The organism is Clostridium sp. UBA4395, assembly GCF_002390995.1.
GTDB classification, from domain to species: domain Bacteria; phylum Bacillota; class Clostridia; order Clostridiales; family Clostridiaceae; genus Clostridium_J; species Clostridium_J sulfidigenes.
Map to the genome: position 1 here is coordinate 25663 of NZ_DGRF01000044.1, position 23795 is coordinate 49457.

A 23795-nucleotide genomic window follows, 5' to 3' on the forward strand; every position below is an offset into this window, starting at 1 on the left:
TTATATTATAATTATATCATAAAATTAATTAGTTATAGTTGACATTCTAAAATCATGCACATATAATGATAGATAACAAGTGTTTTGAATAAATAATATAAATTTGAAAATACTAGTTAATAGATTAAAATAAAGACTGTGATGAGAAGAGTAGATATGAGAAGTAGTTAAAGCGAGTTGACAATGGTGGAAGGTCAATATGAAGCTCTTATTGAAGAACATCTCGGAGTTTCTAACCGAAATCTTAGGAGAGTAGACTTAGACGGAATCTCACCGTTAAAAGGGAAGAGTATCAAGAGAGATCTTTGTACTTGTTGAGTTGATCAATATGATAATTTGGGTGGTACCGCGGAATGTATCCTTTCGTCCCTGTTTTTTAGGGAAGGAAAGGTTTTTTTATTGTTTTAAAATAGAATCATATTACATCAACAGGCAATAATCAAATTATAAAAGGAGGATTTTATTATGGAAACAGTCTTAGTAAAAAGTCTTTACAGAGAAAGTGAAAAATACGCAGACCAAGATGTTTGTATTTCAGGATGGATTAGAACTTTAAGAAGTTCTAAAGCTTTTGGTTTTATAGAAGTTAATGATGGTAGCTTCTTTAAAAACCTTCAAGTTGTATTCGAGGATAGCCTTGATAACTTTAAAGATATAGAAAAGTTAAGTATTAGCTCATCTATAATAGTTGAAGGAAAGCTTGTATTAACTCCAGGAAGTAAGCAACCTTTTGAAATTAAAGCTACAAAAATAGTAGTAGAAGGTGAATCAAGTAATGATTATCCACTTCAAAAGAAGAGACACACCTTTGAATATTTAAGAACTATAGCTCACTTAAGACCTAGAAGTAATGCTTTTTCAGCAGTATTTAGAGTACGTTCTTTAGTTGCTTATGCAATTCATAGCTTCTTCAATGAAAGAGGATTTGTTTATACTCACACTCCAATAATTACAGGAAGTGACTGTGAAGGTGCAGGAGAAATGTTCAGAGTTACAACTATGGATCTTGAGAATATCCCAATGACTGAGGATAAGAAAATAGATTATAAGAATGACTTCTTTGGTAAGGAAACAAACCTTACAGTTAGTGGTCAGCTTGCAGCAGAAGCATATGCTCTTGCATTTAGAAATGTTTATACTTTTGGACCAACTTTCAGAGCTGAAAACTCTAACACTGCAAGACATGCGGCAGAGTTCTGGATGGTAGAGCCAGAGATAGCTTTTGCAGACCTTAAGGATGACATGACATTGGCAGAAGATATGATAAAGTATATCATAAACTATGTTCTTGAAAATGCTCCAGAAGAAATGGAATTCTTCAACAGCTTTGTAGATAAGGGATTACTTGAAAGATTAAACCACGTAGCAACTTCTGACTTTGGTAATGTAACTTATACAGAAGCTGTAGAATTATTAAAGAAAGCGGATAAAGAGTTCCAGTACCCAGTAGAATGGGGTTGTGACCTTCAAACAGAGCATGAGAGATATCTTACTGAGGAAGTATACAAAAGACCAGTATTCGTTACTGACTATCCAAAGGAAATCAAAGCTTTCTACATGAGAATGAACGATGATAACAGAACTGTAGCAGCTATGGACTTATTAGTTCCTGGTATAGGAGAAATCATCGGAGGAAGCCAAAGAGAAGAAAGATATGATCTTCTTGTAGACAGAATCAATGAATTAGGATTAAACCCAGAGGACTACTGGTGGTACCTAGAATTAAGAAAATTCGGTGGCACAAAACATGCTGGATTTGGTCTAGGCTTCGAAAGAATGATAATGTATGTAACTGGAATGAGCAACATCAGAGACGTAATACCATTCCCAAGAACTACAGGAACTGCAGAGTTCTAAGATGAAAATTTAATAGAATAAATATGAGGGTAAAACGAAAGTTTTGCCCTCTTTTGCATTTGAGCATATAGGAGCTTATTTAATATCTTAGTCCTATTTATAAAAAAATTTAAATTATAATCTTAACTATATGAAATTATAACTATACTAATATTTTTATAGGAAACTAGCTTTATATTTAACAATAAAACTATTTAACTATTTAACTAGTTGTAGGCGCCATGGGGGGTTCAAGGATTTTATACATATAAAAAGAAACTGAAAGCATGCTAAGTTAGAGTTAATTAAAGATTCAAAGGCTTCACTTAAGTTTTATGGAGAATAGATAAAAGTATTTAAATGAATATGTTTATGATAAAATGATAATGATTAATTTAGGACATGATATTATAAAATCTTTTAAAAATGATAAGATAAATCATATGACATTATAGATTTTATATAATATAAGGGGTGATTTTTTGAATTTAGATGGAGAAATAGTAGATTCAATTATAGCTATATCAAAAAAATATAAATGTATAAACAAGGTGGTACTTTTTGGCTCAAGAGCTAGGGGTGATAATGAACTAAAAAGTGATATAGATTTGGCTGTATATGCTGATTATGATATATTTGAGTTTATAGAAGAGATAGAAAATACCAGCCCAACTTTATTAGAGTTTGATTTTTCAAATATGAGAAGAATAGATGATGAGATATTTATAGAGCAGGTAGAAAAGGAAGGGGTAACCTTATATGAGAAGTATAGAGTTTAAATATATGAACTTAAAAAAGGCATATGGAAAATTAAAAGAGGTAAGTGATATTTATGATGGTAAAAATGAAATAATTAGAGATAGTCTTATTTAAAGGTTTGAATTTACCTATGAGCTTACTCATAAGACTATGAAGGAGTTCATGAAATATCTTGGGGTTACTCTTGAAAATTCATTTCCAAGAACTATATTTAAGAAAGCCTACGTAAATAATTTAATATCCGATGATAAAGTTTGGATTAATTTATTAGAAGATAGAAATTTATAATGAAAACTTAGCAAATGAAGTTGCAGATAGAATAATAAAGGATTATGTTAATGCAATAGGTGAATTGGTAGAGAATTTAGAGAAGTTACTATAATAGATTAATAATATAAAAGAGTATTTCTGGTATAAATGCTCTTTTTTTATGTGTAAATTCTATCTGTAAATTCTATCTTAAATTTCTACTTTAAAACTTAATTACAATAGTGGAATTTATTAAAAGTAACCTATATTATTATATAAGTAGTAATTATTTTAAATTTAAAATAAAAATGTCATAATTGTAAGTCCTCATTCGTTATGTTTGGTAAGAGGACTCTTAAACAGCAAGGAGTGATTAGGTGGAGATTTCATCGGATGAAAATTTCAAAAATAATATGCTAGCACAGCTTTATGATGCCTATGAAAATAAGATGTATGGTATTGCATACTCAATTTTAAATAATGTAGAACAAGCTGAGGATGCAGTTCAAGATGCATTCATAAAGCTAATTCCATATATATCGACTATTCATGAGGTAGAAAGTTTAAAAACTAAGAGATTGGTTGTATATACAATAAAAAACATATCCATTGATTTATATCGTAGAAATAGGAAAGAAACTCAGTTATTCACTAAAGAGGTAGAAGAAAAGGTGACAAGTGAAAACCAAAAGGGGGTTCCTTCTGTAAAAACAGTAGAAGATAGACATATGATTACACAATTACTTTCTAAATTACCATCAAAATATCGTGAGATAATTCAGTATCGCTGCTTTTATGAACTTAGCTATAGAGAAATATCATCATTACTACACATTAGTGAAAATGTTGCAACAAAAAGATATGAACGTGCCAAAAAGATGGTAAAAGAAATGATAGGAGATGAATTGTATGGATAATAAACCAGATCTTGATAAATTGATGTATCTTTTAGGGCAAGAAAATGCTGTAGAAGAGTTAAAACGCACTATGGAGCCTCATGAATTTTCTCAAAAATACAAAAATCAAAAAGTGAACATCATTGAAAATCAATATTTTAATCAAAGTTACAATAATACAGAATCTATTCAGAGTATTAATAAAAAGGGGAAAAAAATTATGAAGAAAAAGATAATAGTACTTATTGCAGCTATTACGGCTACATTAGCAATATCTGCAACAGCCTATGGCGCAGTTAAACATTATTTAGTTACAACAAGTAAGAATGAAGAAACCGGAACACTTACTTGTGATATTCAAACAGAATCTGCTCCTACTAAAGTACCTGCAATGAAGGTGGTTCCTGGGTATATTCCAGAAGGATATATAGAAACTGAAAATGCTCTTGGAAAATATCATCCCAATGGCGACCATAGTGTAGGGGGAATTACTATTTGTCCACCTGTCTATACAACGCATTTTGAAGAAATTTACGTAAGTGATGTAGAAGAAACTACCCTTGGCGGCATAAAGGCACAAATTCTTACAAGGGAAGGACTGGAGTACAACCATATTATCAATATGTTTTATGAAAAGGGGGGATATGTTGTTACAATTTATGGTGCTGACAATACTTCTTTAGAAGAACTTAAAAAAGTAGCAGAAAATATTAAATGTGAAGAGATTCCTGGAGAATTTATTGAGCTTGAGGATAATGATATAGTAGACAATGAAAACAATTATACTGAGCCAATTGAAATTAAAAATCCTAAAATTACAGATAACAACATATTCAACATTGGGGAAGAAAAAACTGATCTTATAGATTCAGCATCAGGTTTAAACTATACTGTAAATAGTATAGAAGTTATGGACAAATTACCTGCATTAGACAAAAATAAGTTCTCTGATTATAATGAATATCTTGAATTTATAAATGAAGATGGATCTTTAAAAGATTATGAAAGAATTAATGCTGAGTGGTGGGAAAATAATAAAATGAACAGGGAAACTGAAATGGTAGGAATGAAATTTATTTATGTAACTTTAACTATGACGAATCCTTCTCAAAAAGATATTAAAGAGATATATTTTGCACCACGTATAATATTTTTAAAGAAAAATGCCGATGATGTACTTGAAGAGGAGCTGGAATATGGTGGTAGCAAAAATGCTCTTCAAATTGAAAATTGCCCATTTTATTTTGACAAGTCTGGTTATGAAAAGAAGGGGTTCCGATTCTGTGATTTTGATGGAAAGGAAACTAAGGAAATTCATTTAGCCTATGCAGTAGATGAAGACCATATAGAGGATGCTTATATTTCATTTAATACACATCGTTATACTACTTTAGATTCTCGTAATCCTGGTGAAAGCTATATTAAAGTAACTAAATAAAAAATTAAAGGTCTATCTGAAAATATTTTTTGAGATAGGCCTTTTTTACATTAATAATATAATGGAGTCATTGATAGAATAAATAGATTCATCAACAGTTTCTTAAGCTTTCTATTGTTAAAAATAACCCACATAAATGTTATAAAGTTAACAATATAGCTGCATTTTTGAAGAGGTAACCATATGCAGTTTTAAGAAGTGATTATATACAGTTAATATAAAATAATACATAAATATACAAAATAAGTGAATAAAATAACAATTTGCATGTTAAATTATATTGAAATTTCGCAAAATTCATGATATATTCATAGTAATAAGTGGATATTTATTCATAATTATATTTAAATTAAATATAATTATATATTTTTATATTTATTACCATGTAGATAATTATAAAATAACTATAGATAAATTATTTAATTTACGCTTATATGTATTTTTTATAAGAAAATACTTAAAGATAAATGTTTAATTAACAAGGGGGACTAATTTATGAATAAGGGGAAAAAAATTAAAAAACCATCGCTGTTAATAGCAGTGATACCATTTGTGTGCTTAATTTGCTTTATGCTATTAGGTGTACTAGTATTTGATTCAGCACCTCAGATACCATTAGTTATATGTTGTGCTATTACCGCCATTATAGGGAAATTTTTAGGTCATAGCTGGGAAGATATGGAGGAGTCAATGATAAAGACAAACTCCATGGCTATGCAAGCTAACTTTATTATTATGATAGTTGGTTGTTTAGTAGGATCTTGGATTGCGGGTGGAGTAGTTCCAGGAATGATATTTTATGGACTTAAATTATTTACACCAACAATGTTTTTATTCTTGCTTCCAATAATATGTGCTATCGTTTCTGTTTCAACAGGAAGTGCATGGACTACAGCAGGAACTATGGGAACAGCAGCAATGGGTATAGGTGCTGGTCTTGGAATACCTTCTGCAATTGTTGCAGGGGCAGTTGTTACAGGGGCTTCTTTTGGAGATAAGCTGTCACCACTTTCAGATAGTACAAATTTATCAGCAGGTGTAGCGGGAGTAAATGTGTTTGATCATATAAGACACATGTTGTATACAACAGTACCAAGCTTTATAATTGCTGTAATTCTATTTGCTATAATAGGCTTAGGATTTAGAAATACAGCAGTTGCTGATACTAGTCAAATAAATGCTATTTTAGAAACATTACAAGGGAGCTTCAATATTAGTCCAATAATATTTATAGCACCACTTTCAGTAGTTTTAATGATTATATTTAAGATTCCAGCAATACCAGGAATGTTAGGTGGAACTATTATAGGAGTTTTATTTGCACTAGGACAAGGACAGACTATTTCAGGCATTGTACAGTCACTATTCTATGGCTTTGAGATAAGCTCAGGAAATGCAATGGTTGATTCACTCCTTAATAGAGGCGGTATGCTTGGAATGATGGAAACTATTTCTTTAGTTATGTGTGCATTATGTTTTGGTGGACTTGTAAAGCAAATAGGTTGTTTAGATACTATAATAGCTAAAATTCTTACTTTCTGTCACAGCAGAGGAAGTATTGTTCTATCAAATATTATAAGTTGTATCGCTATGAACTTTATGGCTGCTGATCAATACATGGCAATAGTTATACCAGGTCAAATGTATAAACCTGTATATGAAAAGTTGAATTTGCATCCTAAAAATCTTTCAAGAGTACTTGAAGATGCAGGAACTTTAACTTCAGGGTTAGTGCCTTGGTCAACTTGTGGGGCAGTATACTTTACTACTTTAGGAGTAAGTGCTTTTGCTTACGCACCATTCCACTTCTTGGGATTAATTAATCCTATTATATCTGCATTCTACGGATATACAGGATTTGCAATGAAGCCATTAGATGAAAGTAAACCAATAGCTAAAGGATTATCAGCTGAGGATTTTATAAAAGAAGAAAATGATAAAGAAATTGTAGCTTAATAATATAAATAAAAAATGGAATTCCTTACTATAAGGGATTCCATTTTGTTTTGTTCTTTGTAAATTATTTTAATTAGGATAAGAATATATGTCTGAAAATTCAATCTTAAGTCTCTCACCTCTAGAGTCTATAACTTTATTATAAAAATAATTAACTTTACTATCTTTTTCAGAGATTATAGGTAAGTAAAAGATAAACTCTGAACCTTTGTCTATAGCCCTATTTACCCATATTTCTCCACTATGAAGTTCAATAAAGGATTTTGCTAAGGGTAATCCGATTCCACTTCCTTCAGCTCTTCTTATGAATAAATTATCCACCTGTTTAAATCTTTCAAATATAATATCATAACTATTCTTTGGTATACCTACACCATCATCCTTTACAGAAATATATAGTCTATCCTCGTCCCAGTTAGTTGTTAGTGTAATCCATATGTTGCCATTAGCTTCTGTGTATTTTATGGAGTTAGAAATTAAATTTAAAATTACTTTTTGAATTTTTTCAGGATCACAATCCAGAAATACTTCTTCTTCATTAGTATCAAATATTATATTTTTACTCATTTTCTTTATATATTGAGAAACTGAGTCCACCACATCTTCAAAATAGGAAATAGCATTAACATTTTCTTTATATAGCTTTATATTGTTGCTATCAACTTGGGTCACATCAATTAGGTTATCAACTAATCTAAGAAGTCTATATGAGTTTTGTTTTATCATATTAAGACGATTATAGTAAATAGTATTATTATCAGTTACACTATTATAACTATTAAGCTCTAACTGAATGCTTGCTAATATTATATTTAAAGGAGTTTTAAATTCGTGGGATATATTTGCTAGAAAATCTGTTTTGAATTTCTCACATTCTACTTTTTCTTCTAAAGAGGCAACTTTTTCTTCAAGTTTTGAAAAGCTAGTTACATCTTTACCCGTAATAAATATTTCCTGTGTTTCTTGTTGGTGATAATAATACCATTCAATTAATTTGAAGGAATTGTTTTTACATTTTACTTCACATATTCCGCCATAAAATTTTTTGTTATAGGTATGCAAAATATCTTTGAAATTTATACTATTATTTGTTGATTTTATTAGTGTCTGAATAGGAATTTTTTTTAAATCATTAAAGTCCCAACCCAATATGAAAGGTATATTAGAACTTATTTTTTTAATATATCCCTTAGTATCAATAATCGCATATAAATCAACTGCTATATTAAGAAACCTACTCAATTCATTTTCAAGTTTAATCTTTTTTTGCAACTGATATGTCAATTGGGTAGATAAATATATGTTTTTTAGTAATAAGGCTAATCTCTTAGAAGTCCTTACAATATATTTAGCATTAGATTCTGTGTCAAATGACTCATTATAATATAAATTTAAAACACCTAGAAGTCTGGAGTTATTATAGACTATAGGTATAACAATTATATAATTATCTTTAAGAAAATACTTATAGCTTTGACAAAAACCATTATTACAATAAAAATTTTCACAGTTTTTTAAAGGTGTGGGTGAGTTTATTTTCGTAGAAATATTTATTAATTCGTCTTTATAGAAATCACTTATAGAAAAGGTATCATTGCCAGATATGTTTTCAGTAATGCCTAGTGACATTTGCTTTATTAACATCTTTTTAGAATCATCATAGATCCAAAGGCTTGTACCATTTATGTCTAGGGTTTCATATATATCCATAAGATATTCATGAACTTCTTCATAAGAAACTTGTTCACGTTTTTCTTCACTTTCAGTAATTAGATTGCATAGTGTTTTATATTTATTGTCTATAATAAAATTATTATAGTATAGTTCATCTGTATTAATAACTTGTCCAATAGCTAAAAATGAGTAACAGCTATTGTCAGAATTTATAATGGGAATTTTGTGAGTTTGTAAAATAACTTCTCTACCTTTTATATATAAATATTCATTCATAATACTTTTTTTCTTTTTATTAATAACATTTAAATCATCTTTAATGACAAATTTAAAACTAGAGTAGTCGAAGATATCAAGACCGTTACTATGCAATAAAGTATTTTTATCCTCCCCTAGAAGATTACATAATGCGTTATTAACTGCTAGATATTCTCCATTTATATTTTTTATCCATATACAATCATCAAATTCATTTAAAATAGGGATTAATACATCTATAGTTTCTTGATTTAGGTGTGTTTTATTGAAAAGAGTATTATACATAGCAATCACTCCTATTTAAGAATACATATTATGTTTCAATTATATAATGGAACAAAGAAAAATGAAACAAATATTACAAAAAAAGCCATAATACGGGATGGATGTTATAAATAATATAAAATAAATTAAGTAATCACATAAATTAGATTTAAAATTTAATTTGATTAAATAGTATTAAAGTTATTTATATAAATTTATATATTCACATCTTTTTTTGTGCTTCTCGAACATGTTTTTTAGCTTTTAGATAGCATATTAGTTCTATTTTGTCATCATAACTCCAAGATGAGAAGTCATTTAGTAACATTGATAATACTGCATCTAAATCAGTACATATTAAATTAGATGGAGTTTTATCATCTTCTAATAAATAGCTTATAGGTACATCTAAAGCATTACAAAGTATTTTTAAAGTAGATATAGAAGGATTACTTCTATTGTGCTCAATATCGCTTATAAACGATATTGATAAATTTGTTTTAGTAGATAATTCTTTTAAAGTTAATCCTTTAGATTTTCTAAGATCTCTAAGTTTTTTTCTTGAATTCATATATATACCTCCAATAAAGTACGTTATTTACGTACTTTTATAATAAAATTATAGTTTAAGTATTAGTATAAGTAAACGAACAAAAAATATGTATAGACAGTAAAAAAATCATAAAACTATTGATTTTTTACTCTATTAGCGTAAAATAGTGTTTGGGGTGATAGAGTGGAAATAGGAAAAAAAATCAAATTTATTAGAAAATCAATGGGCATAAATCAAAATAAATTGGCTCAATTATCAGGTATATCTAACACATACTTATCTGATATTGAAAATTTAAGAACAGTGCCATCTCTAAAAACTCTAAATAATTTGGCTATTGCACTTGAGGTTAGTTTGAAGGATCTCTTAGATTAAAAGTTATATAAACAAATGATAAAAATATACTATAGATTAAATGGGAAAATGGTAGAATAAATAATTTATTCAAATATTAGAATAAATACTAACTGTAAGATTTCAACTTAATAAATATTAAGGATAATATTTATACAAAATAAAATTACTTATATAACATAATTAACTAATGAAAATATTGCTACAATATATTTAGAAGGCAATCCAATATGAAGTTATGGTTGTCTATTTTATAGATGCATAGTAATAGGATATACCAAAGCTTAAATTTTTAGTCTGATGATTTAGTATTATTGTGCGAATGTTTAATCTGTAGGTTAAAGTTATGACGGAGCAAAATCATTATTTACAGAAATAGTTGAGAGGAAAATTATCATACTTTACCCAGAATGGGGAGGAGCGATAAGAGTAGTTTTTATGAAGTTAGAAAAATATATAAAAAAACTAATAGTACTATTTCCATTGCTACTATTAGTTAGTATAATATTTATCAAAGAAAAAAGTCTGTGTAAGTTTATAAATATATTTTTAATTATTACAGTATTTATATTAGGTATAAAAAACAATGCAATATCTATAATAAATAAGGAGTTAAAACTAATAAGTGAGAGAGATTTTTTAACGGACACATATAATAGAAGATTTATGCATTTGGAATTATTAAAAGCATGTCAGAATAAAGAAGTTATTACGTTTTTAATGGTAGATATAGATGATTTTAAACTATACAATGATAACTATGGGCATGTTCAAGGAGATAAGATTTTAAAAGTAGTATCAAAAGCTTTGAAAGATATATTTAATGAGGATGTAGTCTGCAGGTATGGGGGAGAAGAATTCTCAATAATATCTAGGCTGGATGAGAAAGAGACTATTGAAAATATAAAAAGATTTATGAAGCATCTTAGGGAACTTAATATTATTCATGAATGTTCACAAGTTAGTGATAGAATAACCGTTAGTATAGGTATAGAAATTACTAGAATAATTAATGAAGAGGATATATATAATTTAGTAAAAGAAGCTGATGAAAAGTTATATTTATCTAAATCATTAGGGAAAAATACATATACAATGTAAATTTAGGATTTGAGAAATTTAGCTATCTCAAAATAACTAAAAACTTATATAGAGATAGCTATTTGCATTTAATGGAATTACATATTGTTTTTTGGATTTGTAATAATTGAGATTAAAAAGTCATATAGACAAATATCTATATGAAGGATATAATAGGGATATAAAATACTTATAAATATAAGATTAGGAGATAGAATTTTATGAAATATGATTATGCAGAATATGTTCAAATGTTTAAAGCATTGGCAGATGAGACTAGACTAAAAATTATTAATATGCTTACAGAATCAGAGGAATTGTGTGCATGTAAAATTCTTGAGAATTTTAATATTACTCAACCTACCTTATCTTATCATATGAAGATTTTAACAGATAGTGGATTGGTTCTTGGTAATAAGGATGGCTCTTGGATGAAATATACATTAAATTCAGAGAGAATTACTCAATTGAAAAGTTTTTTAAATTCTAAGAACTAAAAAATCTAAGGATATTTCTTTATATTATTAATCTACAGGAGGGCAAACCATGAAGAAAAAAATTAATTTATATGTATTAACTGGATTTTTAGGTTCAGGTAAAACTACGGTACTTTTAAGGCTATTAGATGTGTTAAAAAGAAATAAGGTTGGAGTTATACAAAATGAATTTGGGAAGCTAGGCATAGATGGAACTATACTTAAAAGGGATAATATTGAGATGGTAGAGATTAATAGGGGATCTATCTTTTGCTCATGTTTAAAAATATCCTTTGCTCAAGCTTTAGCTGAAATGAGTAAACAGGATTTAGAGTATGTCTTTGTAGAGAGTTCAGGACTAGCAGATCCATCAAATATAGAAGAAATACTTGAGGGTGTAAAGGTTTTATCACCTGAAGTAACTTATGATTTAAAGGGAGTATTATGCTTAATCGATGGAATAAACTTTAGAGAGCAATTAGAAGATTTAGAAACAGTTAATCGTCAATTAAAGCATTGTCATATGGCTATTATAAATAAAGTAGATTTAATTGAAGAGGAAGAGCTAAAGAACGTAATTAAAGAAGTTAGACTGGTAAATCCAAAGTGTGATATAGAAACTTGTTCCTTTGGAGAGTTTAGTATGGACTTTTTAGATAAGGATCTATTAGTAAATCAGTGGGCTGAAGGAGAAGAGTCTACAAATACTGTGGAAAATAAGCCCAAAAGCTTAACTATGAATTTTAGTAGTATTGTGAGCAAAAATAAAATGGAAGAATTTTTAAATCCTATTAAGAAGTATAGCTATAGAATAAAAGGCTTCTTTAACTTAAATGATGGATGGCAACAAATAGATGTAGTAGGAAAAAATATAGATTATAAGCCATGTGAACCAAAGGAAGTTTCACAACTAGTGTTTATATCTAAAATAGGACCTAATATAATTAAGCCTATAATTGATAATTGGAATGAAATTGTAGGAGAAAAAATGGAACTTAAAAATTAAAGTTTTAAATTTTAGGAGGAGTTCATATGGAATTTAAGGTTTTAGGAGAAGGGTGCTCTAAATGCACTAAACTTTATGATAACACTTTGGAAGCTTTAAAGGAGCTAGGGATAGAAGCTGATGTGACTAAGGTTGAATCTTTAGTAGATATTATTTCATTAGGAGTTATGACTACTCCTACCCTCATGATAAATGGTAAGCCAAAGGCCATGGGACAGGTTTTATCTACAAAACAAATAGTAGAGTTAATAAAAAAAACTATATAGTAAAAGTTTTGGAATAAGTAACTAGATATTTAATTTAGTTACTTATTTTTAATTATACAAATATATTGCAAATATATTGCTCTACATAGGTAAAAATAAATGTAGCACAGGGAGAAAAATTAAATAAAGTGTATTGACACTATATAGATGATGATCTATATTATTTATATAGATAGTTATCTATATAAGGAGGCTTTGAAATGAATTATGAAGAAAATGCAAAAATTATAAAAGCATTATCTGATCCAAATAGGTTAAAAATAGTAGACATATTATCCTGTGGTGAAAGGTGTGCATGTGATATTCTAGAACATTTTGATTTTACACAACCAACTCTTTCCCATCATATGAAGGTATTGATGGATTGTGGTCTTGTTGAGAGTAGAAAGGATGGACTATGGAGTAATTATTCTTTAAATAGTACTAATTGTAATAAATTAATTTTATTTTTAACAAATGTTACAACAGATACAGCGGAGTGTGTTTGTAAGGAAAAAGAAAAGTGTAAATGTAAATAAATCCATGTTATATATAGATATTTATAAAATAAAAAGTGTACAAAACTTTACACTAACCAGTTAAGAATGGGGGAGTTAATATGAAACCAAAGGTGGCATTTATATGTGTTCACAATTCTTGTAGATCTCAAATGGCAGAGGCCTTAGGAAAGTTATATGAAGGAGAGATTTTTGAAAGTTATTCTGCAGGGACCCAGCTAAGACCTACAATAAATCAAGATGCAGTTAGAATAATAGATGAGCTATATAACATTAATATGAATGAGACTCAGAAATCAAAACTGCTAGGAGATATACCTGAAGTAGATGTAGTTATTAAAATGGGTTGTAATGTTGTATGTCCTATTTTGCCAGGAAAACATATAGAGGATTGGGGATTAGAGGATCCAACTGGAAAGTCCGATGAAGAATTTATTAAAACTGCTAAAATTATTGAAGAAAAAATTAAGAATTTAGCTAAGAGAATAAAAAATGAAGAAATTAAATTATAGGAGGTTTATCTTATGGGTAATAAAAAAGAAAATAGTCGAAAAGGGTTAGGTGTTTTTGAAAGATACTTAACTCTATGGGTTGCCCTTTGTATTGTAGTGGGAATATTGGTTGGTCAGTTTTTGCCTATGATACCTAATACTCTAAATAAGTTTGAGTATTATAATGTGTCAATACCGGTGGCTATACTTATATGGTTAATGATATACCCTATGATGTTAAAGATTGATTTTGGAAGTATAATTAATGCTACTAGAAAACCAAAGGGACTTATAGTTACTTGTACAACTAATTGGCTTATTAAACCTTTTACAATGTATGCTATATCAGCATTTTTCTTCTTTATAGTATTTAAGGGCATAATAGCACCAGAACTTGCTAAGGAGTATTTAGCTGGAGCAGTGCTTTTAGGAGCTGCACCATGTACAGCTATGGTATTTGTGTGGAGTCATTTAACTAACGGGGATCCTTCCTATACTCTAGTTCAAGTAGCAGTTAATGACTTGATCATTTTAATTGCCTTTGCTCCTATTGTAGCTTTTTTACTAGGGGTTGGAGATGTAGTTATACCTATGGAAACTCTTGTATTATCAACAATATTATTTGTAGTTATACCACTAGTACTTGGATTTATAACTAGAACACTAATAATTAAAAATAAAGATATAGATTATTTTAATAATGTATTTTTAAAGAAGTTTGATAATGTTACTATAATAGGATTATTACTGACTTTGATTATATTATTCTCCTTCCAAGGTGATACTATTTTAAATAATCCTGTTCATATAGTATTAATTGCAGTACCACTTATAATTCAAACCTTCCTTATATTTGGAATAGCTTATATTTGGGCAAAACTTTGGAAGTTGCCACATTCTATAGCAGCACCAGCAGGGATGATTGGAGCAAGTAACTTTTTTGAATTAGCAGTAGCAGTAGCAATTTCATTATTTGGATTACAATCGGGTGCTGCATTAGCTACAGTTGTAGGTGTATTAGTAGAAGTTCCTGTGATGCTTACCCTTGTTAGAATAGCTAATAATAGTAGAGGATGGTTTACTAAAGAGGTAGAATAGTTTAAATTTCATGTCTTAATAAATAAGTAATAAATTTGTAAGCTTTAAGTAATAAATAATAATCTCATAAGGTTTAAAATAAGTATATGAACTTAAGGAGTTGGTCTTATGGGAAAAAAGAAAAAGGTTAGAAAAGCAAGAAGAGTTATATTGAAATTACTAGTAATAGTTATATTAGGTATGTGTGCTACAAATTATTTAATCAATAAATTTCATTTGAAATCAGAGGGATATTTTATTATTAATGATTATGATAAAGTTGTGGTAAATAAAAATTATGCTTTGACAGCAGATTATAAGCCAAAGGATTTAGTTTCAGTAAATATAGAATTCTTACCAGAATCCACAGAAGAAGAAAGATATATGACAAAGGAGGCTGCTAAGGCTTTAGAGGAACTAGTAGATGCTGCTTCAAAGGATGGGGTTTACTTATATGGTTTATCAGGCTATAGATCTTATAAAACACAAAAAAACTTATATGAATATAATTTGGAAACCCAAGGAAAATCTTATTCAGATAAATATGTAGCAAAGCCTGGAGCAAGTGAGCATCAACTAGGAGAGGCTATGGATTTAGCATCTAGTTCTGGATGGATATCTGAAGGATGTCCAGAAGCTAATTGGATAGCTAATAATGCATATAAATATGGATTTATAGTAAGATATGAGTCGGGAAAGGAAGATATAACAGGATATAATTATGAACCTTGGCATGTGAGATATGTGGGTAGTGAAATGTCAGAAAAGATTTATAATGATGGAATAACATTAGAAGAATTTGCTGAAATTAATTAAATAATATATAAACATAGAATAAATCAAAAGATATAAAAACAATTTTATAACATTAAAGAAGCCAAGTTATATAAGGTAATATAGCTTGGCTTTTGCATTTAACACTATATTATATATTTTATAACTTTATTATTAAATATAGAGTCAATTTCTAAACTAAAAAATTCTTTCATCTCGTCTAGCTGTTCTTTTGTATATACATATTTACCATATCCAAATTGTCCATATTTATATTTTCTTTCTTCGTCCTCCATAGGAAGTGTTGTTTCAGGAAATACTTCTAGAATTATATTTTTTGCTCTAGGCGTATACCTATGTGATATTATTTCAAAGGTAACAGGAGTAGTTAAGTTATCAGGAAGCTTATCCTTAAGGTTTAACAAAAGTTGTTTATAATCGTTTTTCCAACCATCGTAAAGAAATACTGGCGCAATAATAAAACCTATAGGATACCCAGCATTAGCCACCTTTACACTAGCTTCTATTCTTTTATCTATAGAAGCGGCTCTATTTTCAAAGTCACTGATTACTTTATCTGTATTTAAAGTAAATCGAATTTCTGTATGTCCCTTGTGATCTATATCTAATAGACTATCAACATCATTAAACTTTGTAACAAAACGAAATAGTCCATGATCGCTATTAGCAAAGAATTCTATAGCTTTTTTTAAACTATTAGTATAAGGTTCTATAGGTATAGGATCAGAGGTGGCAGAACCTTCAAATAAAGTTTTGGAAGGTAATCTTTCTTTAATATATTCATTTGCTTGATTTAGAATATCATCTATATTTACATTAATCTTTATATAAGGTTTATCCCCTAGATTTGTATTTAAGTAGCAATACTGACAATGGGCAATACAACCGGACACTAGGGGTAACTGCCAATTAGCAGAAGGTTTACAGGATTGAAATTTACTTCTTTTTTTTATACCCACAACTAGGGTATTCTTACCTTCACGATAAAAGCTATGCAAATTTTCACCAGGAATTCGCTCTTTAATCTTATTAGAAGTTAATTTTATTATTTCAATATTTTTATTATCCTTAAAAGTGTTATAAATATTTTTGCCTATTTCATAATCCAAGGACCCTTTTTCAAATAATATTCTTTTAGGAATAAACATTAAGTTCTTTAGTAGAAGCAATGGGCTTCAAACTAAAGGTCACCTCCTTTATATTTAATAGGAATATTCTTTACATATATGATAATATTATGTGTAATAGATAAATGTTTTAATTTAGATGATATGGTATAATGGGTGTAATTTACAGTGGTACATAAATAGTTATCTAAAGGTAATTATAAAACATAGAAAAATAATTTTATAATAAAGGGGGGGCATATTATTGTATATTAAAACTTTGGCAAATGGATGGAAAAATTCTATAAAAGATTCGGTAAAAAGATTTCCTATACCCATATTTTTATCTATAGCTGCAGTTATAACTTTAATCTATATGGGAGAAAGTATTGGAAGTGATGAGGAATTAAGACGTGTTGTGATGACTTTAGTACTTAGTATTCCAGTATATATTTGCATTGAATTATATTTTGAAAGAAGAAATAAATCTAATGAGAAGTTTAAATATTTAATTTATATTATTGCAGCTATTTGTTTAGCAGTCTACGGATATTTTTGTCTTGAAGATTTAAATATGGTTCAGGTTACTAGATATGTTGGTCTTATTATAATATTTATTACAGGGTTCTTTTTTACTCCATATATTTATAAGGATGGAAGTTTTGAGATGTATGTAATAAAGGTTTTAGGAAGATTTTTTACAACAGTTTTATATTCTATAGTTTTATATTTAGGATTAATAGCAATATTGTTCACCGTAGATTATCTTTTAGGAATAGAAGTTAAATATGAGATATATTATTATACATGGCTTATAGTTGTAGGAGTTTTTGCACAATGCTTTTTTCTTGGAGGAATCCCAGAAAAGGAAGAAGTTATAGAGGTTGAAAAGTATCCAAAGGTGTTTAAGATATTAATGCTTTATATAATTATGCCATTAATTTCTATATACACAATAATCTTATATATATATTTTGCTAAGATAATTATTACTAGACAGTGGCCTGAAGGATTAGTTTCTCATTTAGTATTATGGTATGGAGTAATATCAGCAGGAACCTTGTTTTTAACTTCACCAGTAAAGGAAAATAATCCTTGGGTAAGCAAGTTTGTAAAGGTGTTTCCAAAGGCAATACTTCCTCTTATAGTACTTATGTTTATTTCTATGGGAATAAGAGTTAATGCCTATGGAATAACTGAAAATAGATATTTTGTTTTAGCCCTAGGGATTTGGGTCTTTGGAATAATGATATATTACTCAATAATTAAGAAAGTAAAAAATATTATACTCCCAATATCTCTTGCTATAATTACTTTTATATCAATTTGTGGACCTTTGAGTAGTTATAATTTATCTAAGTATAGTCAAAATAAAAGATTTGAAAAGTTCCTTATAAAAAATAATATGATTGAAAATGGTAAAATAGTTAAAGCTATAGATCCAGTTTCTAAAGATGATCAAATAGAGCTCAATAGTATTTTGGATTATTTTAATAGAAAACATGAATTAAAGGATATTAAATATTTGCCAGATAATTTTACTATAAGTGATACAGAGAGGGTACTAGGAATAACTTATTCTAATTTAAATTATGAAAGTAGATATGAACATTTTTATTTTACAAGTGAAGAAATATTAGAGCCTATAGAAATAAAGGACTATGATTACCTTTTTAACATTATAAGTTATCAAAGTGCTGCTAATAAGAATTCTTATGGAATTACAGTTGACTATAATAAAGCATCTAATGAACTTAAGATATTAGAGAAAGGTAAACAGATATATAATAAAAATTTAAATGAGTATTTTAATAAGATAATAGATAAATATGGTGTTAATAAAACAAACTCCATACCTGTAGAAGATATGCAATTCGAAGATGAAACAGATGAAGTTAAAATCAAAATAAAAGTTGATAACTTTTCTGGGCGTAAGGATTTAAATTATAACCATATAGAATCTACAGAAATTAAATTTTCTGTATTTGTAAAGATAAAGTAAAAGAACAATAAAATAATGTAAGAATAATTTGCCTACTAAATTGAAACAATATTATAGAAATAAATTTTAGGAGGCATTCTTATGACTAAATTAAAATGTGATGCATGTAGTTGTGCATATAATAATGATTATTATTGCTGCATTGATTCTATTCAAGTAGGTGGAAGAGAAGCTACTCATAAATCGTCTACTTGTTGTGATAGTTTTGCAGAAAAAAGTGGAGCTATGTCAAATAGTAATCAAACACCTAATCCAGAAATGGTACTAGGATGTGAAGCTACCAATTGTGTTTATAACGTAAACCATAAATGTGATGCTTCAGAAATTTGTATTTCTGGAGACCATGCATGTAAGCCAAGAGAAACAGAGTGTGCTACATTTCATTGCAAGTAAAAAAAATACTATAAGTAAATATAAAGAACAAGCTACTACTATTAAATTTTCTGATTAAGTTCGGTCAAATTTTATAGTAGTAGTTTTTTACGTATATAAGTGTTTAAACAGTGAAACATATATAAGTAAAAGAGGGATATTGTAATAACTTATCTATTGATATATGATTAAATAAAGAGACTTAACATAAAATTGAAAAACATAAGATGTTTTTACAAAAATCAATAGTGTGAATTGAGGAGGAATGAGTTTGAAAAAGGAAATAAAAGATTATATTATAATAACTTTTGGATTAATTTTAATAGCTATAGGTATTCATTTTTTTCTAGTTCCACACAATTTAGCAGCTGGAGGACTTACTGGGCTTGCTATGGTAATAAACCATTATATTCCTAACCTTAGTATTGGTATTATAATGCTTATAGGGAACATATTTTTCTTTGTAATAGGTTTTATTTTTATTGGAAAGGCATTTGGAACAAAAACTATATATTCTAGTCTTATGCTTTCAGTAATAATATCCATTTTAGAAAAAGTAGCACCTATTAGTAAACCTATTTCACAGGATATACTTATAAATTTAATTTTTGGTATATTAATTGGAGCTATAGGTATGGCTATAGTATTTAATAGGAATGCATCTACAGGTGGAACGGATATACCTGCTAAAATATTAAACAAATATGCGCATCTAGAAATAGGAAAAGGACTTTTAATTATAGATTTTAGTATAACATTACTTGCAGTTATAGCATTTGGAGCTACTACAGGGATGTATGCTTTACTTGGTGTTATAATAAATGGCTCCATGGTAGACTTTGTTATAGATGGACTTAATATAACTAAGAGAATCGAAATAATGAGTTCTAAAACTGAAGAGATAAGAAAATTTATTATTGAAGAGCTAGGTAGGAGTGCTACTATTTATCGTGCTATAGGAGCATACAATTTAGAAAAAAGTGATGTTTTGATAACTGTAATGGGTAAAAAAGAGTTTATTAAGCTTAGAAATTTTATAAGAGAAGTGGATCCATGTGCTTTTATCATAACCCATAATGTCCATGAGGTTTTAGGGGAAGGCTTTGGTAATATACTAGACTAATTATATAATCAGTAAATTTCAATTGGGAGATTTACTGATTTTTTATTGTATTTCTACTATATAGTTAAAAATAATAAGAATTTTGTCCATTGCTTTAAGAAAACTTAGATAAATATTGAAATGTTTCTATAATTTGTTACAATATATATATAACCATAAATTATATATGTTGAGTTAAGGGTGAAAATAGGTATTTAGGGGGTATATGAAGATGAAAAGAGGAAATAAGGCATTGTTAATAATTCCACTTATAATAATTCTCGGGCTAGTATGCTTAGGATTATTTGGGTGTAAACATAGTCCTAATGAGGAAGCTGAAATTATAAAAGAAAAATTAGTTCCTTTAAACACTGTGGAGGTTGGCAATGGCTTTGAAGATTTAAAGGGATTTAAGGATATATTTAAGGATAAACAAATTATAGCCTTAGGTGGGTCAACCTATGGAACAAAAGAGTTTTTTCAAATTAAGCATCGTATGCTGGAATTTTTAGTATTGGAAATGGGGTATAGAACCTTTGCTATGGATGTGGATTTTGGAAGAACTGAATTAATCAATAATTATATATTGAATGGGGAAGGAAATGCTGAAAACATAGTAAGACAAACAAAGATAAATGGAGGTTATTCTTGGTCAACGGTGGAGTCTTTGGAATTAATAGAATGGATAAGAAAGTATAATGAAGATTCTAATCATAAGGAAAAAATTAAGTTTTACGGTATTCAAGTTACTGATGCTGAAGATAGTTCAAATTTTGTAATAAATTACTTAAGAGATATTGATGAAGATCTATACAAGAAGTTTGATGGTGAATTGGATGAAGTAAGAGGAAGACCCGTTAGAAGTATACCTACAAGTGAGTTAAGAAGAGAACAAGAAAAGGTTGAAATTCTAATTAATATATTTAATGAAAATAAAGAGAAACTTGTAAAAAGTACCTCAGAAGAGAAGTATGAAGAGGCTTCGAAATATCTTCAGAATATCCTAAAAAGTATAGAATTAGCCATATACAGTGGACCAGAGCATAACATTAAAGAAGCTTTGAATATGGAAGGAAAATTATTAGCTGATAACATTAAATGGATTCTAGACCGTGAGAGTAAAAATGGAAATGATAAAATAGTTCTTTGGAGTGGAAATCAACATATAAGCAATATTTCTAAGGATTATAAAAGCATGGGGTATAATTTAAAGGAGATGTATAAATATAAATATTATTCATTAGCATTAGAATTTCATCAAGGTAGTTTTGGAGCGTATCCTATAGACAGTAGTGGTGTAGGTAGTGAGTATGAAATCTATAGTATAGAAGAAGGAAATCCTCAATTGTTTTCTAATATATTTAACCTTACAGAAATATCAAATAGTTTTATAGATTTTAAATCTTCATCACAGGATAAGGATATTAAAAAAATATTATCATCTTCAATACTAATGCATAACATTATTTTTTATAATGGGTATGAAGAAGATTATTATATGAAATTAAAGCCTATAGATACCTTTGATGGGTTAATATTTATTAGAGACACTAATGCTATAAGTAAATTAAAATAAAAAGTTAAGATAAAAAATTGAAATAAAAAATAGATGTNNACATCTATTTTTTATTTCAATTAGTCTTGAACTGGAGCACCAACTGGGCAAACGCTAGCACAAGCACCACATTCGATACAAGAATCAGCATCGATAACGTATAATCCATCTCCTGCACTTATGCAGCTAACTGGACATTCAGATTCGCAAGCACCACAAGAGATGCAAGTATCTACTATTTTATAAGCCATGAAAAAGACCCCCCTTTACTATTAAATCATGATTATCATACCATATTATGATATAATAATAAAGAGGATTTATATTTAAATATAATAAAAAATACAAGAAATAAATTAATTTTATAGTTAATAAATGAACTAATTAAAGTAAATGTAAAATATATTAACATTTATTTAAATTAATTTATTTTCAGTACATATAACTAGTGCTATAAAAAAACAAATGTTAAAATAACTACAATGGGAATTAAAGAAGTTTTAAGAGGTATGAAAATGAAATTAAAGGGAAACGTGGTAGTAATTACAGGAGGAACAAGAGGTATAGGTAAGGGAATAGCCTTAGAATTTGCTAAAGAAGGAGCAATATTAGTACTAAACTATTTTAACGATGATGAAAGTGCAAGGGAGACTTTAAATGAAATTAGTTCCATGGGAAATTATTGTACTTTATTTAAAGGAGATGTAAGTAATTATAACTTTTCTAAGGAATTAATAGAATATACTCTAGAGAAATTGGGCAGAGTGGATGTATTAGTAAACAATGCAGCTATTTCTAAAATAGGATTATTTATGGATGACACTGAAGAAGATTTTGATAAAATTATGTCTGTAAATTTTAAGTCAGTATTTAATACTACAAACTCTGTAGTTAATCATATGATTTCAAGAAAAGAAGGTAGCATTATTAATATATCATCAGTTTGGGGAGGTGAAGGAGCTGCCTGCGAAGTTTTATATTCTGCATCAAAGGGAGCTATAAATTCCTTTACAAAGGCCTTAGCTAAGGAACTAGCATTAAGTAATATAAGAGTAAATGCCATAGCACCGGGTGTTATCGAAACTAAGATGAACATGTGGATGAAAGAGGAAGAAAGAGTAGAATTAACAGAGGAAATACCCATGGGGAGATTTGGAAGTGTATCAGAAGTGGGAAGAGCTGCTGTATTTTTAGCTAGTAAGGATAGTAGCTACATCACAGGGGAAATACTAAATGTAAACGGGGGCTTTTAAATTTACCTTTAAAATAGATAATAATTTTAAAGTCAGATAGCATATTAATTATTTAATTGATACATATAGAAAGGAATTAGAATTTATGAATAGTGTTGAGATGAAAACATTAATAAAAGTTATATTTGTATGTATACTGTTATTTATATTTTCACCATTGATTTTTGGAGTTTTAGGAATTGTATTCAAAGGAATCTTATGGCTTATTCTAGGGATTGTAATTATAATAACCATTAGTATAATGTACTTAAAATATAAGGTGAAAAAGGAAAATAATGAATTTTATTCCTCTAATGAGAATGGAAGGCCGCAAGGTAGCCATAGTGCCAATGTAACTCCAGACTCAGAATCTTATATAGACTATAGTGATTCTACTATTGTAGATGTAGAAGAGTATGAAGAAAGTAATGATAAGGAAGAATAGTTAAAGAGAAAATAAGAATTACGAACAAGAAGCACCGATGTTAATTTATTTTACTA

Annotated in this window: 25 protein-coding genes and 1 other annotated feature; of the genes, 21 read left to right on the top strand and 4 right to left on the bottom strand. The window is 28.4% G+C overall.

Annotation, left to right across the window (positions count from 1 at the left end; translation table 11 throughout):
* The first annotated feature begins 129 nt into the window (after nt 1–129).
* Nucleotides 130–374, top strand: a binding site (T-box leader).
* 88 nt (nt 375–462) lie between these two features.
* The 6 genes from asnS (at nt 463) to nhaC (ending at nt 7134) form a co-directional block, all read left to right on the top strand.
* Nucleotides 463–1857, top strand: a complete 1395-nt coding sequence (gene asnS, locus B2694_RS07130) for an asparagine--tRNA ligase (RefSeq protein WP_346885197.1) — start codon at nt 463–465, stop codon at nt 1855–1857.
* 461 nt (nt 1858–2318) lie between these two features.
* Entirely contained in the window at nt 2319–2615 is a 297-nt protein-coding gene (locus tag B2694_RS07135; protein WP_346885147.1) for a nucleotidyltransferase domain-containing protein, read from the top strand.
* 130 nt (nt 2616–2745) lie between these two features.
* Nucleotides 2746–2883: a hypothetical protein gene (locus B2694_RS07140; protein WP_346885148.1), complete on the top strand. Its 138-nt coding sequence runs from the start codon at nt 2746–2748 to the stop codon at nt 2881–2883.
* A gap of 338 nt (nt 2884–3221) precedes the next feature.
* Entirely contained in the window at nt 3222–3761 is a 540-nt protein-coding gene (locus B2694_RS07145; protein ID WP_346885149.1) for a sigma-70 family RNA polymerase sigma factor, read from the top strand.
* A complete protein-coding gene (locus B2694_RS07150) occupies nt 3754–5178 on the top strand; it encodes a hypothetical protein (RefSeq protein WP_346885150.1) in 1425 nt (474 codons plus the stop codon). Before B2694_RS07145 ends, B2694_RS07150 begins: the two co-directional genes overlap by 8 nt.
* 495 nt (nt 5179–5673) lie before the next feature.
* Nucleotides 5674–7134, top strand: coding sequence for a Na+/H+ antiporter NhaC (gene nhaC, locus B2694_RS07155; RefSeq protein WP_346885151.1), 1461 nt, complete (start codon nt 5674–5676; stop codon nt 7132–7134).
* Between the two features lie 69 nt (nt 7135–7203).
* On the opposite strand, the gene B2694_RS07160 is transcribed toward nhaC, so the two are convergent.
* Entirely contained in the window at nt 7204–9351 is a 2148-nt protein-coding gene (locus tag B2694_RS07160; protein ID WP_346885152.1) for a PAS domain-containing sensor histidine kinase, read from the bottom strand.
* A gap of 202 nt (nt 9352–9553) precedes the next feature.
* A complete protein-coding gene (locus B2694_RS07165; protein ID WP_346885153.1) occupies nt 9554–9901 on the bottom strand; it encodes a helix-turn-helix domain-containing protein in 348 nt (115 codons plus the stop codon).
* A gap of 165 nt (nt 9902–10066) precedes the next feature.
* Between B2694_RS07165 and B2694_RS07170 the strand changes: the two genes are divergently transcribed.
* The 9 genes from B2694_RS07170 to B2694_RS07210 all read left to right on the top strand — a co-directional run bounded on the left by B2694_RS07170 (nt 10067) and on the right by B2694_RS07210 (nt 15946).
* On the top strand, nt 10067–10258 hold the full coding sequence (locus B2694_RS07170) for a helix-turn-helix transcriptional regulator (protein ID WP_346885154.1): 192 nt from the start codon (nt 10067–10069) through the stop codon (nt 10256–10258).
* Between the two features lie 417 nt (nt 10259–10675).
* On the top strand, nt 10676–11338 hold the full coding sequence (locus B2694_RS07175) for a GGDEF domain-containing protein (RefSeq protein WP_346885155.1): 663 nt from the start codon (nt 10676–10678) through the stop codon (nt 11336–11338).
* Nucleotides 11339–11538: 200 nt separating this feature from the next.
* The gene (locus tag B2694_RS07180) at nt 11539–11814 is read left to right on the top strand and encodes a metalloregulator ArsR/SmtB family transcription factor (RefSeq protein WP_346885156.1); all 276 of its coding nucleotides are present in this window, start codon (nt 11539–11541) and stop codon (nt 11812–11814) included.
* Nucleotides 11815–11863: 49 nt separating this feature from the next.
* Nucleotides 11864–12799 (top strand): GTP-binding protein, encoded by a 936-nt coding sequence (locus tag B2694_RS07185; RefSeq protein WP_346885157.1) that lies wholly within the window; start codon nt 11864–11866, stop codon nt 12797–12799.
* A gap of 26 nt (nt 12800–12825) precedes the next feature.
* Complete coding sequence (locus B2694_RS07190; protein ID WP_035133158.1) at nt 12826–13065, top strand: thioredoxin family protein; 240 nt, start codon at nt 12826–12828, stop codon at nt 13063–13065.
* 200 nt (nt 13066–13265) lie between these two features.
* Nucleotides 13266–13583 (top strand): metalloregulator ArsR/SmtB family transcription factor, encoded by a 318-nt coding sequence (locus B2694_RS07195; protein ID WP_346885158.1) that lies wholly within the window; start codon nt 13266–13268, stop codon nt 13581–13583.
* 80 nt (nt 13584–13663) lie between these two features.
* The gene (locus B2694_RS07200) at nt 13664–14074 is read left to right on the top strand and encodes an arsenate reductase ArsC (RefSeq protein ID WP_346885159.1); all 411 of its coding nucleotides are present in this window, start codon (nt 13664–13666) and stop codon (nt 14072–14074) included.
* A gap of 12 nt (nt 14075–14086) precedes the next feature.
* Nucleotides 14087–15151, top strand: coding sequence for an ACR3 family arsenite efflux transporter (gene arsB / locus B2694_RS07205; RefSeq protein ID WP_346885160.1), 1065 nt, complete (start codon nt 14087–14089; stop codon nt 15149–15151).
* A gap of 108 nt (nt 15152–15259) precedes the next feature.
* On the top strand, nt 15260–15946 hold the full coding sequence (locus tag B2694_RS07210) for a M15 family metallopeptidase (RefSeq protein WP_346885161.1): 687 nt from the start codon (nt 15260–15262) through the stop codon (nt 15944–15946).
* A 104-nt stretch (nt 15947–16050) separates the two neighbouring features.
* Here the strand turns inward: B2694_RS07210 and splB are convergent, their stop codons facing one another.
* A complete protein-coding gene (gene splB, locus B2694_RS07215; RefSeq protein WP_346885162.1) occupies nt 16051–17073 on the bottom strand; it encodes a spore photoproduct lyase in 1023 nt (340 codons plus the stop codon).
* 223 nt (nt 17074–17296) lie between these two features.
* Between splB and B2694_RS07220 the strand changes: the two genes are divergently transcribed.
* From B2694_RS07220 to B2694_RS07235, 4 genes are all read left to right on the top strand, one after another.
* Entirely contained in the window at nt 17297–19033 is a 1737-nt protein-coding gene (locus B2694_RS07220) for a DUF4153 domain-containing protein (protein WP_346885163.1), read from the top strand.
* An 81-nt stretch (nt 19034–19114) separates the two neighbouring features.
* Nucleotides 19115–19426, top strand: coding sequence for a DUF1540 domain-containing protein (locus tag B2694_RS07225; protein WP_346885164.1), 312 nt, complete (start codon nt 19115–19117; stop codon nt 19424–19426).
* Nucleotides 19427–19670: 244 nt separating this feature from the next.
* On the top strand, nt 19671–20528 hold the full coding sequence (locus tag B2694_RS07230; RefSeq protein ID WP_346885165.1) for a YitT family protein: 858 nt from the start codon (nt 19671–19673) through the stop codon (nt 20526–20528).
* A gap of 211 nt (nt 20529–20739) precedes the next feature.
* Nucleotides 20740–22083 carry an erythromycin esterase family protein gene (locus tag B2694_RS07235; protein ID WP_346885166.1) on the top strand — a complete coding sequence of 448 codons (1344 nt, stop codon included), beginning with the start codon at nt 20740–20742 and terminating at the stop codon, nt 22081–22083.
* Nucleotides 22084–22142: 59 nt separating this feature from the next.
* Here B2694_RS07235 and B2694_RS07240 read toward each other — a convergent pair whose 3' ends face one another.
* Complete coding sequence (locus B2694_RS07240; RefSeq protein ID WP_035133140.1) at nt 22143–22313, bottom strand: DUF362 domain-containing protein; 171 nt, start codon at nt 22311–22313, stop codon at nt 22143–22145.
* A 264-nt stretch (nt 22314–22577) separates the two neighbouring features.
* Here B2694_RS07240 and ymfI point away from each other — a divergent pair, with 264 nt between their 5' ends.
* Complete coding sequence (gene ymfI, locus B2694_RS07245; RefSeq protein WP_346885167.1) at nt 22578–23315, top strand: elongation factor P 5-aminopentanone reductase; 738 nt, start codon at nt 22578–22580, stop codon at nt 23313–23315.
* Nucleotides 23316–23415: 100 nt separating this feature from the next.
* Nucleotides 23416–23739 carry a hypothetical protein gene (locus B2694_RS07250; protein ID WP_346885168.1) on the top strand — a complete coding sequence of 108 codons (324 nt, stop codon included), beginning with the start codon at nt 23416–23418 and terminating at the stop codon, nt 23737–23739.
* Nucleotides 23740–23795: the final 56 nt, after the last annotated feature.